The organism is Pseudomonas sp. NCCP-436, assembly GCF_019656335.1.
GTDB lineage: Bacteria > Pseudomonadota > Gammaproteobacteria > Pseudomonadales > Pseudomonadaceae > Aquipseudomonas.
Window position 1 is genome coordinate 261,663 of record NZ_BPLZ01000003.1, and the last position, 12,237, is coordinate 273,899.

General features: G+C 59.6%; 13 protein-coding genes. 9 read left to right on the top strand and 4 right to left on the bottom strand.

Features of this window, described 5'->3' with window-relative positions:
- The first annotated feature begins 33 nt into the window (after positions 1-33).
- Together NCCP436_RS05300 and NCCP436_RS05305 are read left to right on the top strand one after the other, a co-directional pair.
- Positions 34-999 carry an ABC transporter ATP-binding protein gene (locus NCCP436_RS05300; RefSeq protein WP_220802753.1) on the top strand — a complete coding sequence of 322 codons (966 nt, stop codon included), beginning with the start codon at positions 34-36 and terminating at the stop codon, positions 997-999.
- Positions 996-1,967 (top strand): peptide ABC transporter ATP-binding protein, encoded by a 972-nt coding sequence (locus NCCP436_RS05305; protein ID WP_220802754.1) that lies wholly within the window; start codon positions 996-998, stop codon positions 1,965-1,967. The genes NCCP436_RS05300 and NCCP436_RS05305 overlap by 4 nt, the downstream gene beginning before the upstream one ends.
- Positions 1,968-1,986: 19 nt before the next feature.
- Here the strand turns inward: NCCP436_RS05305 and NCCP436_RS05310 are convergent, their stop codons facing one another.
- Positions 1,987-3,159, bottom strand: a complete 1,173-nt coding sequence (locus NCCP436_RS05310; RefSeq protein WP_220802755.1) for an HD-GYP domain-containing protein — start codon at positions 3,157-3,159, stop codon at positions 1,987-1,989.
- Between the two features lie 225 nt (positions 3,160-3,384).
- Between NCCP436_RS05310 and ada the strand changes: the two genes are divergently transcribed.
- Positions 3,385-4,440: a bifunctional DNA-binding transcriptional regulator/O6-methylguanine-DNA methyltransferase Ada gene (gene ada / locus NCCP436_RS05315; protein ID WP_220802756.1), complete on the top strand. Its 1,056-nt coding sequence runs from the start codon at positions 3,385-3,387 to the stop codon at positions 4,438-4,440.
- A 178-nt stretch (positions 4,441-4,618) separates the two neighbouring features.
- Here the strand turns inward: ada and NCCP436_RS05320 are convergent, their stop codons facing one another.
- The 3 genes from NCCP436_RS05320 to pilB are packed head-to-tail and all read right to left on the bottom strand — an operon-like array spanning position 4,619 to position 8,410.
- Positions 4,619-5,485 (bottom strand): A24 family peptidase, encoded by an 867-nt coding sequence (locus tag NCCP436_RS05320; protein WP_220802757.1) that lies wholly within the window; start codon positions 5,483-5,485, stop codon positions 4,619-4,621.
- A gap of 3 nt (positions 5,486-5,488) precedes the next feature.
- Positions 5,489-6,709, bottom strand: a complete 1,221-nt coding sequence (locus NCCP436_RS05325) for a type II secretion system F family protein (protein ID WP_220802758.1) — start codon at positions 6,707-6,709, stop codon at positions 5,489-5,491.
- 3 nt (positions 6,710-6,712) lie between these two features.
- Positions 6,713-8,410: a type IV-A pilus assembly ATPase PilB gene (gene pilB / locus NCCP436_RS05330; protein ID WP_220802759.1), complete on the bottom strand. Its 1,698-nt coding sequence runs from the start codon at positions 8,408-8,410 to the stop codon at positions 6,713-6,715.
- Between the two features lie 299 nt (positions 8,411-8,709).
- On the opposite strand from pilB, the gene NCCP436_RS17730 reads away from it, so the two are divergent.
- The 6 genes from NCCP436_RS17730 (at position 8,710) to NCCP436_RS05360 (ending at position 12,230) form a co-directional block, all read left to right on the top strand.
- Positions 8,710-8,895, top strand: coding sequence for a prepilin-type N-terminal cleavage/methylation domain-containing protein (locus NCCP436_RS17730; protein ID WP_220802760.1), 186 nt, complete (start codon positions 8,710-8,712; stop codon positions 8,893-8,895).
- A 15-nt stretch (positions 8,896-8,910) separates the two neighbouring features.
- Entirely contained in the window at positions 8,911-9,378 is a 468-nt protein-coding gene (locus NCCP436_RS05340; protein WP_220802761.1) for a hypothetical protein, read from the top strand.
- Positions 9,379-9,453: 75 nt separating this feature from the next.
- Positions 9,454-9,651, top strand: a complete 198-nt coding sequence (locus tag NCCP436_RS05345) for a prepilin-type N-terminal cleavage/methylation domain-containing protein (RefSeq protein ID WP_220802762.1) — start codon at positions 9,454-9,456, stop codon at positions 9,649-9,651.
- Positions 9,652-9,680: 29 nt separating this feature from the next.
- The gene (locus tag NCCP436_RS05350; RefSeq protein WP_259651441.1) at positions 9,681-10,481 is read left to right on the top strand and encodes a hypothetical protein; all 801 of its coding nucleotides are present in this window, start codon (positions 9,681-9,683) and stop codon (positions 10,479-10,481) included.
- Position 10,482: 1 nt separating this feature from the next.
- Positions 10,483-11,322, top strand: coding sequence for a hypothetical protein (locus NCCP436_RS05355; RefSeq protein ID WP_259651442.1), 840 nt, complete (start codon positions 10,483-10,485; stop codon positions 11,320-11,322).
- The gene (locus tag NCCP436_RS05360; protein WP_220802763.1) at positions 11,319-12,230 is read left to right on the top strand and encodes an ABC transporter ATP-binding protein; all 912 of its coding nucleotides are present in this window, start codon (positions 11,319-11,321) and stop codon (positions 12,228-12,230) included. Before NCCP436_RS05355 ends, NCCP436_RS05360 begins: the two co-directional genes overlap by 4 nt.
- Positions 12,231-12,237 lie beyond the last annotated feature (7 nt).

The following is a 12,237-nucleotide window of genomic DNA, read 5'->3' on the forward strand; positions in this document are numbered from 1 at the left end:
GCGGATGCCATCCTCGTTCACGGAGAGCCGTTCATGAGCCTGCTGGAGATCCGCAATCTGTCCGTGCGCTTCGGCAGCGAGGATGCCGTGCCGGTGGTCGACGGCCTCGACCTTTCCGTGGACAAGGGCGAAGTACTGGCCATTGTCGGCGAATCCGGTTCCGGCAAGTCGGTGACCATGATGGCCCTGATGGGCCTGATCGACGCACCGGGCATCGTCCGTGCCGACAGCCTGTGCTTCGACGGCCACGACATGCTCAGGCTCAAGGGCAAGCAGCGTCGGCACATTGTCGGCAAGGATCTGGCCATGGTCTTCCAGGATCCGATGACCGCGCTCAACCCCAGCTATACCGTGGGTTTCCAGATCGAGGAAGTGCTCCGCCAGCACCTCGGCCTGAAAGGCCGGGAAGCCCGCAAGCGGGCGCTGGAACTGCTGCAGCGGGTGGAGATCCCGGGCGCCGCCAGCCGTCTGGAGGCCTATCCGCACCAGCTCTCCGGTGGCATGAGCCAGCGCGTGGCGATTGCCATGGCCATCGCCGCCGAGCCCAAACTGCTGATCGCCGATGAGCCGACTACGGCGCTGGACGTAACCATCCAGGCGCAGATCATGGATCTGCTGCTGGATCTGCAGCGCGACCAGGGCATGGCCCTGGTGCTGATCACCCACGACCTGGCCGTGGTGGCCGAAACCGCCCAACGCGTCTGCGTGATGTATGCCGGCCAGGCGGTGGAGCTGGGCCGCGTGCCGACGTTGTTCGACGCCCCGACCCACCCTTACACCGAAGCCCTGCTCAAGGCCATTCCCGAGCACAGTGCAGGCGCCAGCCGCCTGGCCACCCTGCCCGGCATCGTCCCCGGCCGCTACGACCGCCCGCAGGGCTGCCTGCTGTCACCGCGCTGCCCCTACGCGCAAGAGCGCTGCCACCAGCAGCGCCCGACACTGGATGAACATTCCCGCGGCGCCGCGCGCTGCTTCTTTCCCCTGGAGGTGGCCCGATGAGCAGTGTTCTCGAAGCCAGCGAACTGACCCGTCACTACAGCGTCTCGCGCGGGCCGTTCAAGCCCGCCGCCACGGTGCAGGCGCTCAACGGCGTATCCTTCAGCCTGCAGGCCGGCAAGACCCTGGCGGTGGTCGGCGAGTCCGGCTGCGGCAAGTCCACCCTGGCCCGGGCCCTGACCCTGATCGAACAACCCAGTTCCGGCAGCCTGCGCATCGGTGGCCGCGAGGTAAACGGCGCCAGCAAGGCCGAGTGCCAGCAGTTGCGCCGCGATGTGCAGATGGTGTTCCAGAACCCCTATGCCTCGCTCAACCCGCGGCAGAAGATCGGCGACCAGCTGGCCGAGCCGCTACTGATCAACACCAACCTCAGTCGCGCCGAACGCCGCGAGCAGGTGCAGGCGATGATGCAACAGGTGGGCCTGCGCCCCGAGCACTACCAGCGCTACCCGCACATGTTCTCCGGCGGGCAGCGCCAGCGCATCGCCCTGGCACGCGCCATGATGCTCAACCCGAAGGTGCTGGTGGCTGACGAGCCGACCTCGGCGCTGGATGTGTCGATACAGGCCCAGGTGCTCAATCTGTTTATGGATCTGCAGGAACAGTTCGATACCGGATACGTGTTCATCTCGCACAACCTGGCTGTCGTGCGCCACGTGGCCGACGAGGTGCTGGTGATGTACCTGGGCCGCTCGGTCGAGATCGGCCCGGCCGAGGCGCTCTACAGCCAGCCGCTGCATCCCTATACCCGCGCCCTGCTCTCAGCCACTCCCGCCATTCATCCGGACCCAAGCCGCCCGCGCCTGAAGATCGCCGGTGAATTGCCCAACCCGCTGGATCCACCCTCCGGCTGCGCCTTCCACAAGCGCTGCCCGCATGCCGACGAGCGCTGTCGTAGCGAGCGCCCCGAGCTGCGCCTGATCGACGCCCGACAGGTGGCCTGCCACCACGTCGAGCGCCACAGCAACTGACCTCCGGGCCGCCTCCGGTTTAGTCCGGCAGCGGCCCGGCCAGATCTATGCTTTCGGCCAGCGCATCTTCCAGCCGCTGCAATTCGCAGTCCATGGCGGCGGCGGCGTCAGCCAGCACACGGGCGATGCGGATAAAGGCCGGTGCTGCTTCAACGAAAGCCAGCACCACCATCGGGTCGAAACGCGTACCACTGTCGGCACAGATCTGCTTCACCGCCTGCTCAGGCGCCACCTGTGGCAGATACGGATGCGGGCAGGTCAAATCCTCAAACGCTGCCACCAGCGCCATCAGCCGTGCCGACAGCGGGATCTGCTCACCATGCAGGCCCTGCGGATAGCCCTTGCCATCCCAACGCTCATGCTGCCCGTAGACGATGTCACGGGCATCGGAAAGAAAGTCGATCGCCCCACCAAGCCGGCGCTCAGCCCGCTCCAGGGCGTCACGACCAGCCAATACCCCTTCCCGGAGCAGGCGAAGGTCGGTCTCATCCGGCTCAGCGTGGCGCAGTAGAATACGATCCGGCAGGGTCAGGCGGTCGATCATGTACAGTTTCGCGGACTTGCCCAGCTGGGTGATGCGCTCGGCCGTCAGCGCTTGTGACAGGGCTGGCTGCTGGCGGGCAAAGGCCACCACCAGACGAATCATGTAGCGCTCGATACGCCGTAGCCGGCGACTACAGGGGTTGTCCCGCATCAGCGCCAGGCTGGCCATGGCCTCTATGGTCACGTCCTGCAGGTTCTGGATGTCACGGGTACGACGCCGGATCTCAAGCTCCAGGTATTCGTTCTTATCGCGCAGGTAGTCGGCAGCCCCCTTGAGCTGCAACTGTGCGCGAACCCGGGCCAGCACAATGGGAGCACTAGCCGGCTTGACGATGTAGTCGGCTGCTCCCAGGTCAAACCCCAACTGTTCGTCGGCCGTGTCATTGCTGGCAGTCACCAGAATCAGCGGTATATCGCGCAGCAGAGGATCACTTTTGAGCAGGCGGCAGAGATAGTAGTCGCTATACAGTCCCAGCAGGATCAGATCAGGCAGCGGCATTTCCCGGGCCTTGGCCAAGGCCTCTCGCTCTGACGTCAGGCGGATTTGATAGTGTTCCATCAGCAGCAGGCCAAGCTTCTGCCGTGCCTCCTGCGATTCGTCCACCACCAGGATCAGCTCCCGTTCCGGCCTGTCGAGCATATCCTGCATCACACTCACCCTCGGCTGCCGTTGTCCACGCCCCCCACAGCGCTCGAGCGCGCAGTGAGCAGGCCCTGGCCCCTCTCCCCGGGGCTTCATGAAGAGAGTAAAGACGCTGTCCGGCACTTCTGCCCGCTCGGCCCCACTCTGGTATTTGAAAGTGCGATACGGATTGGCAGCGCGGCCATCCAAGCCGACAATCACCTGCGACGACCACTCTTGCCGAGGCCCCCGATGCTCGATCCGGAACACTGCTGGCAGGCTGTCTGCGCTCGCGACGCCGGATACGACGGGCGCTTCGTCTTTGCCGTACAGAGCACAGGCATCTACTGTCGGCCCAGTTGCCCAGCCCGACGCCCACGTCGCGACAACGTCAGTTTTCACGCCGATGCGGCAAGTGCCGAGTCCGCCGGTTTCCGCCCATGCCGACGTTGTTCACCGCATACCCGCAGTCCGGCACAACAGCTCGACGAACTGATCGCCGCAGCCTGCGAACGGCTAAGACAGCAACCGCAGCAAACCCTGGCGCAACTGGCCGCACACATTGGTCTGTCGCCTTCCCATCTGGCACGCGCTTTCAAAGCCCGAACTGGACTGACACCCCGCGCCTGGGCTGCCGCCGAACGCCGGCGACGCCTGGAGCAGCACTTGCCACAAGCTACCAGCGTGCTCGATGCGGCACTGGCTGCCGGTTATTCCGGTACCCGCGCCATTTATGAAGACAGCTCCGGCATGGCGCCCGCTCGCCGTCGTCTACGCGGAGCCGGGGAGCGCCTGCGCTATGCCATAAGCCTCAGCACACTGGGCTGGCTGTTGCTGGCCGCCAGTAGCAAGGGAATATGCGCTCTGCTACTGGGTGAAGAGCCTGAAGCACTCTACGAGGAACTGCAGCAGCGTTTTGCCGCTGCCAAACTGGTCGAGGACACTCAGGGCCTGCAGCCCTGGCTAACGCAAGTGCTGGCCCAACTGCGGGAACCGGAGCGCGCTGTACACCTGCCTCTGGACATTCGTGGCACAGCCTTCCAGGAGCGTGTCTGGCAAGCGCTGCAACGCATCCCCCATGGCACCACCCGGAGCTATGGAGAACTGGCCAAACAGCTGCATAGCCATCCACGCGCCATCGCCCGGGCCTGCGCCAGCAATACCATTGCCCTGTTGCTACCATGCCACCGGGTGATCGCCAGCGACGGAGGCCCTGGCGGCTACCGCTGGGGCTTGCAGCGCAAGCAGCGACTGCTGGAGCTGGAGCGCTCCCTCATCCCACCAGATGAGACCGAGCGCGACAACTGAAGAATCGCTGGCATACTCCCGCACCATGCCAGAAGCTGGGCTATTCAGGCGATGGCCTTCGCTTGAGTATGAAAACAGACAAAAGCCCAAGACTCTTCCGCCTTTCCACTTCATCAAAAAACGGAAAACCGTATTGGCAGGACAGAGGGGCAGGCGCTGACGGCCGAACCCCGCGCCCTCAGAAACCGGCGATACGGAGATAACTGCCGGTGATCACATCTCCCCAGAGCAGGGCAATCAGACCGGCTATCGCCAGATACGGCCCGAAGGGAATGGGTGTACCTGTGTCACTACCGCGCAGGCGCAGCAGGATCATTCCCAGTACCGCCCCCACCAGCGAGGAAAGCAGGACAGTCAGCGGCAGGATCTGCCAGCCTCCCCAGGCACCCAGCATGGCCAACAGCTTGAAGTCGCCATGCCCCATACCTTCCTTGCCAGTGATCAGGCGGAACAGCCAGTAGACAGACCACAGGCTCAGGTAACCGGCGATCGCTCCCCACAAGGCCGAATCCAGGCTGGTGAACAGGCCAAAATGGTTGACGATCAACCCCAGCCACAGCAAGGGCAGCACCAGCGCGTCCGGCAGGAGCTGATGATCGGCATCGATCATACTCATGGCCAACAAGCCCCAGACCAACAGCAGCATGGCCCCAGCCTGCCAGCCAAAGCCGAAATGCCAGGCGATATAAGCAGCAAGCAGACCACTGGTCAGTTCCACCAGCGGATAGCGCTTGCTGATGGGCACCCGGCAGCCGGCGCAGCGGCCACGCAGGAGCAGATAGCTAATCAGCGGGATGTTTTCCCAAGACCGGATCTCATGCCCGCAGTGTGGGCAGGACGAATTGGGCAAGAGCAGATTGAAGGTTGCACGCTGCGGCTCGGCGGGCAGGTCGAGCACCTCTCGCGCCTGCACCCGCCAGTCACGCTGCAACATGATTGGCAGGCGATAGATCACGACATTGAGAAAGCTGCCAACCAGCAGTCCGAGCAACGCGCAGAGCAAAACAAAGGCTGACGCATTGTCGGCCAGAAACTGAAACGGCATACCCTAACCGACTACCATACCAATCTGGAAGATCGGCAGGTACATGGCGATAATCAGACCACCGACCAACACGCCGAGCACGGCCATAATCATGGGTTCCATCAGCGTGGTCAGGTTGTCCACCGCGTTATCCACTTCCTCTTCATAATAGCTGGCAGTCTTGTCCAGCATCTCGTCCAGCGAGCCGGATTCTTCGCCGATGGCCGTCATCTGCACAGCCATACTGGGGAAGATGTCTGCCTGGCGCATTGAGAAGTTCAACTGAACGCCGGAAGACACATCAACCTTGATCTTGTTGACAGCATTGCGGAACACCACGTTGCCCGTAGCCCCGGCCACCGAATCCAGTGCATCGATCAATGGCACACCTGCGGCAAAAGTCGTCGCCAGGGTTCGGGCAAAACGCGCCACTACTGCTTTGTAGAGGATGTCTCCAATGATCGGTGTCTTAAGCAGAGTTCTGTCAAGGAAATTTCGAAACTTCTCCGAGCGCTTATAGGCCTGGCCAAAAATGAATACTCCGCCGACGAGACCGAACAAAATCAGCCACCACCAGCGCTGCAACCCACGGGAAAGATTCACCACGATCTGAGTAAAAGCGGGCAATTGAGCACCGAACCCATGAAAAATGCTCTCAAACTCTGGCACCACCTCGATCAAAAGGATTGCGGTAACAATCACCGCCACCACGATAACCGCCATCGGATAGGTCATGGCTTTCCTGATCTTGGCCTTGAGCGACTCGGTCTTTTCCTTGTAGGTGGCGATGCGATCCAGCAGAGTTTCCAGGGCACCGGACTGCTCGCCGGACTCGACCAGGTTGCAATACAGATCATCGAAGTACATCGGCTTCTTGCGCAGCGACGAAGCGAAGCTGTTGCCTGCCGCAACTTCCTGCTTGATCTCATCGATCAGCTTGCGCATGTTCGGGTTGTCGAAGCCCTCGGCAATGATGTCAAAGGACTGCAGCAACGGTACCCCGGCCTTCATCATGGTTGCCATCTGCCGGGTGAACAGGGCGATGTCCATCGGCTTGATCTTCTTGCCGCTGCCAAACAGCGAAACGGCTTTTTTACGCACCTTGATGGGGTTGATGCCCTGCTTGCGTAGCTGCGCCTTGACCAGCGCGGGAGACTGACCGCTGATTTCCCCCTTTACTTTGCCTCCCTTGCGATCAGTGCCTTCCCAGGCGAATACGCTGGTTTTCAGTGCTTTTTCCGCCATGGATTAGTCCTTGGTCACTCGGTTGACTTCCTCCAGGCTGGTGATGCCCTGCATCGCCTTGATCAACCCGGAAGTACGAAGATCGTTGAAACCGTCGGCTCTCGCTTGTGCAGCGATTTCGATGGAGTTGCCTTCCTCCATGATAATGCGTTGCATCGCCGGCGTGATTTTAACTACTTCATAAATCCCCACCCTTCCCTTGTAACCGCCCTTGCAGTGTTCACAACCATTGGGGCCATAAAGCTTGAAGGTACCCAGCTTGTTCTCCGGAAAACCTTCCTTGATCAGCACCTCGGCGGGCACCACCACTTCCTTCTTGCAACTGCAGAGCTTGCGCGCCAGTCGCTGGGCAATGATCAGGTTGACCGAAGTTGCGATATTGAAGGCCGGCACGCCCATGTTACGCAGGCGAGTCAGGGTTTCAGCGGCACTGTTGGTGTGCAGAGTGGACATCACCATGTGCCCGGTCTGCGCTGCCTTGACGGCGATCTCGGCGGTTTCCAGGTCGCGGATCTCGCCCACCATGATTACGTCCGGATCCTGCCGCAGGAAAGCGCGTAGTGCCTGCGCGAAGTCCATCCCATGCCTCGGATTGACGTTGACCTGGTTGATCCCCTCCAGGTTGATCTCCACCGGATCTTCCGCCGTGGAGATGTTGATGCCCGGGGTATTAAGGATATTCAGGCCGGTGTAGAGCGATACCGTCTTGCCGGAACCGGTCGGCCCAGTCACCAGAATCATGCCCTGAGGCTGCTTGAGCGCCTCCATGTAAAGCGCCTTCTGGTCCTCTTCATAACCCAACGCGTCAATGCCCATCTGGGCACTGCTCGGATCGAGGATCCGCATCACGATCTTCTCGCCCCACAGCGTGGGCAACGTGTTGACACGGAAGTCGATGGCCTTGTTTTTCGAGACCTTCATCTTGATCCGGCCATCCTGTGGTTTGCGGCGCTCGGAAATATCCAGCTGCGCCATTACCTTGAGGCGAGCAGCCAACCGGCTGGCAAGCTGAATCGGCGGACGCGCCACTTCGTGCAACACGCCATCGGTACGAAAGCGCACGCGGTATATCTTTTCGTAAGGCTCGAAGTGCAAATCGGAGGAACCACCCTTGATGGCATCGAGCAGCATCTTGTTGATAAAGCGCACCACCGGAGCATCGTCTGCATCACCGCCGGCCGCCTCCTCCTTCTCGTCACCGACAGCCTCTACATCCAGGCCATCCAGATCGACATCGGCCAGCTCCTCCATGCCGCTGCTGCCAGTATCGAAGAAACGCTCGATGGCCTCGCCGAGCTTGTCATCTTCAACCAGCAATGCCTCGGTGCTCAGGCCGGCACTGAACTGGACGTCAGTCAGCGCCTGGTGATTGGTCGGATCGGACAAGGCGATAAACAGCTTGTTGCCACGCTTGTACAGCGGCAGAACCCGGTGCTGACGACAGATCTTCTCGCTGAGAATCTCGCGAGGCTGGCTCTCCCTGTCCATGGCCCCGAGATCAAAATAGGGCATCCCGAACTGCTCGGCCGCCACCTCCGCCAGAGCCCGACTACCTACCAGCCGGTTCTGTACCAGGTACGACACCAGGGGAATCTTGTTGCGGGCTGCCTGGGCCTGAGCCTGACTGGCCGTACGCTCATCGAGGAGTTCGGCGTTGACAAGTTGACGGGCCAGGCCCGTTGCGATCACGGTGTCGTTCATTGGTGGCAGGTATCAAACGGATGACTGAACCACTCTTATAGCCCAAAGCCATGCCCTGCCCCAAGCAGGTTATAACTGGGTGACCAAAAGTGTCAGTTGCTGACTTTGCAGGCCCTTTCTCCCTCTCAACAAACGCTTCCATCTATCAAGATTCAAGATGTTTACGGGTGGCCTGTACCAGATAAGCAAGACGAGAGTCACTGTCTCAGACCATCAGACAGCCTGAAAAACATACTTGGCACGCTACCTGCTTAGAACGAAACCAGGTCCCCGACCTTAACCACAACAGGAGCTAATCCATGAAGTCTCTGAAAAAGCAAAAGGGTTTCACCCTGATTGAGCTGATGATCGTAGTAGCCATCATCGGCATCCTGGCTGCCATCGCCCTGCCACAGTTCAATGAATACCGTGCCAAGTCCAACGACACCGTAGCTACTGCCGACGCCAAGAATGCCGTCAGCGTCCTGGCCGCTTCTCAGCTCTAATCCGGAGTAGAACCCATGAAAAAAATCGTAGCTTCCTTCATCGCAGTAGCTGGCATCTTCAGTACTTCTGCCTTTGCTACCCCGATTTCGTCCGGCACCCCCATTCAGCCCGGCAACCAGGGCTGTGCCCTGCTGAGTGAGGCAGTAACCATCAACCTATCGAGCAACGTCTACGGCGCATACAATTGCAACGTAGCCAACAACACCATCCGCGTTGCCACCTGCCACAAGGGCGGCAGCCGCAAGCAGGCGACCATTGCCTGTGCCGTGGTCGACATCATCCCCGGTGAGAACGGCGCTGACGACACCATCGTCATGAACGACGACAGCTGCCCTACCACCAACTACGAAGGCGTGACCTTCCAGTCCAACAGCCTCGGCAAGGGCTACCTGGCCTCGACCGCCGGTGGCAGCGTGGCTGCAAGCAGCCTGACCGCAATCTGCGACTCCGCTACCCCGGTCAACTCCCTTGTGACCAACTAAGCGGCACCAGCGGGGCGTGGCGTCTGCTGTGCCCCGCTTCTTTGCCGTCTGCAGTCTATCCATGAGCTTCAGGTCATGAAAAAGTCGGCATCACGTGTTTTCGCGAAAGGTTTCACCCTCATCGAATTGATGATCGTTATAGCAATTGTGGGCATACTGACCGCAATAGCTATTCCCCTTTTCAACGATTACAAAGGGCGTGCCAGCGACGCCTCTGCCCAGGCCGATGCCAAGGCCGCTACAGCGATACTGACCCTTGCGTTCAGACGCTGATCATCTCTCAGGATCGGATAACCGGCACCATGCTAGGTTTCTTCTCTGCTTTTCGTCTTGCCATTCGTGCACGCTACCCCGGGTTTCTGCTTGGCTCCCTGGCAATACTGATTACCGCAACCCTGCTGGCAGCCCAGTTCAGCGGACGACAATCAGCCACTGTCGGCCTAGATGTCGGCCTTTCCGTCATTCGAATCCTGCTTCCACTCGTCATGATCTTCATGACGCAAGAACTGCTGTCCAGAGAGTTCGACCGTCGCTACTTCCTCAACTCTATGAGTTACCCCGTTTCACGCGAGCGCTTCTTCCTCAACCGATTTCTCACCCTGATTTTTCTGGGGCTGCTACTGCTATGCGTGATGGCCATCACTCTGGCGGGAACTGTAGCCGCCCTGGAATCCATGCAACCCCAGGGAACAGCTGCAAACCTGGGGGTCGGTTATCTCTGCGTCATTGCCTTCATTGCAATGGATTTTCTCGTTCTCGCCTCTCTCGCCGGTTTTCTCGCAGTTATCGCTTCAACACCTAGCTTTGTTCTGATCGGCGTACTGGGCTTCACGCTGATCGCCCGTTCGTATGCTGCCGTCTCGGAGCTTCTTACCCAGAACGCCTATCTGGTCAGCAATGCCGAAAGCTATCGGGACAGTCTAGGCGTGCTTGGCTATCTGCTCCCCAACCTGGCAAGCCTGGATATACGCGGCCTATCCCTGTATGGGCAATGGTACTTTTTTCCCAATGACTGGATGTGGCTGATGACCTCTGCCGGTAGCTATGCATTCGGTTTTATAGCGCTGGCTCTCTGGGCCATCAGACACAAACGTTTTTCCTGACATGCTCCCTCGCCACTGTTTTCTAGTTCTTGCGCTGATTTTCTTCTCGTGCTTTTCCCTGAGCACGCAACTGAAGCAGCCTCCGGACACTCAGCCAGAACTGCGAAATAAAGAGGACCGAGTAGTAGTAAGCGCTCCGATCCTTCTGTTTCTATACGGCGGCGACAATTACCTCGCTGCCAACCTGGAGGCAATTCGCCTAGCTTCTACGGGAATTGATGAATCTGGTACTGACACTGCCTATCTGACGCGGGCTCAACACGAAGTCAGCAAGCTCAATCCCTGCCACGAAGACAACTATTATCTGGCCAACGCGCTTCTTACCTGGGGAGGAGCAGTATCCGAGGGCAACAAAGTATTGAAGTCAGCGATTCAATGTCGCTTCTGGGATGGCGTGGCGCCCTTCTTTTACGGGGTCAACAAAGTGTTCTTTGACCGCGAAAAAGATGAGGCCATACAGGCATTCGAACTGGCAGCAGAGCGGTGGCCAGTAAACTCAGCCGCTCTACGTAGACTCGCGATTACTCTTCGGGCCGAACAGTTTTCCGATGAACATCTGGCATTGAACTATCTGACCCAGCAACGCGATTCAGCAACCGACCCCCTGCTTCAAGAAATGCTAAGCAGACGTGTCACTCGTTTGCACGGTCTCATTCAACTTCGAGAAGCCCAGCGCCGATACGAGAAAAAGCACGGTAACCTCCACGACATTAGTCAGCTTGTCGAGACGGGTGAGTTGACAGCAATCCCCGAAGACCCTCTTGGCTTAGGCTATGAACTGCAGGATGGTCATATCGACATGAAGACGCTGAAGATCGAAGGCATGGAGAGTCAGCAGTGAGCGATGTGCTGGAGTTCAAAAACGTAAGTCACACCTTCCGCAGCAAGGGCCGGGAAGTCCGTGCGCTGCGTGATGTCAGTTTTACCCTCACGGAGGGTGAGGTCTTCGGCTTCGTCGGCCCCAATGGCGCTGGCAAGTCCACCACCATCAAGGTGATGCTGGATATCATCAATGACTACCAAGGCGAAGTAAGCATCTATGGTGTGGATGCGCATCGTGCCGAGGCGCGCCAGCCGCTGGCTTACGTCCCGGAGTCGCCGGCCCTTTATGAGCAGTTCACGCCGCTGGAAATCCTGCGCATGGGCCTGTCCATGTACGGCATCCGTCGCTCGGACGCCGATGCCTGGTGCATGCACTGGTTGGAGCGTTTTTCGGTTCACATAAATGCCAAGCGGCGCATTCGCGAGCTGTCCAAGGGCAATGTCCAGCGGGTGGCACTGGCCCACGCCATGGCCGTTCAGCCCAAACTGCTGATTCTCGACGAACCGCTCTCGGGCCTGGATCCGGTCGGGCGCAAGGACGTAGTGGAGATTCTCACCGAGTTCAAGCAGCAGGGCGGCGCCATCTTTTTCACCTCCCACGTACTGCACGATGTCGAACGCATCGCTGACCGTTTCGGCTTTATCAATAAAGGCGAGTTGCTGACCGTGCGTTCGCCGCGCGAGCTGGCCGCCGAGCGTGCCGACGATATGCTGGTGCGCTATCACGCCGCACAACCCATTGGTGAACCGCTGCGTGTACTGCGCGAGGGCGAGTTCGAGTGTGAGGTGCTGCAGGCGGATCTGCCGGCGTTTATCGCGCAACTGAATCAGGTTGGCGGTCATCTATTGACGATCAAGCCGGCCGTTTCTCTGGAAACCGTGTTCTTCAACATCCTCGAGAGCGCCACACGTTCGGTGCAGCACTGAGCGGAGC

Coding starts and splice junctions, on each gene's coding strand:
- NCCP436_RS05305 (WP_220802754.1), top strand. CDS start 996: ATGAGCAGTGTTCTCGAAGCCAGCGAACTGACCCGTCACTACAGCGTC.
- NCCP436_RS05320 (WP_220802757.1), bottom strand. CDS start 5,485: ATGCCGTTTCAGTTTCTGGCCGACAATGCGTCAGCCTTTGTTTTGCTC.
- NCCP436_RS05310 (WP_220802755.1), bottom strand. CDS start 3,159: ATGCAGGATATGCTCGACAGGCCGGAACGGGAGCTGATCCTGGTGGTG.
- ada (WP_220802756.1), top strand. CDS start 3,385: ATGCTCGATCCGGAACACTGCTGGCAGGCTGTCTGCGCTCGCGACGCC.
- NCCP436_RS05355 (WP_259651442.1), top strand. CDS start 10,483: ATGCTCCCTCGCCACTGTTTTCTAGTTCTTGCGCTGATTTTCTTCTCG.
- NCCP436_RS05340 (WP_220802761.1), top strand. CDS start 8,911: ATGAAAAAAATCGTAGCTTCCTTCATCGCAGTAGCTGGCATCTTCAGT.
- NCCP436_RS05345 (WP_220802762.1), top strand. CDS start 9,454: ATGAAAAAGTCGGCATCACGTGTTTTCGCGAAAGGTTTCACCCTCATC.
- NCCP436_RS05300 (WP_220802753.1), top strand. CDS start 34: ATGAGCCTGCTGGAGATCCGCAATCTGTCCGTGCGCTTCGGCAGCGAG.
- NCCP436_RS17730 (WP_220802760.1), top strand. CDS start 8,710: ATGAAGTCTCTGAAAAAGCAAAAGGGTTTCACCCTGATTGAGCTGATG.
- NCCP436_RS05325 (WP_220802758.1), bottom strand. CDS start 6,709: ATGGCGGAAAAAGCACTGAAAACCAGCGTATTCGCCTGGGAAGGCACT.
- NCCP436_RS05350 (WP_259651441.1), top strand. CDS start 9,681: ATGCTAGGTTTCTTCTCTGCTTTTCGTCTTGCCATTCGTGCACGCTAC.
- pilB (WP_220802759.1), bottom strand. CDS start 8,410: ATGAACGACACCGTGATCGCAACGGGCCTGGCCCGTCAACTTGTCAAC.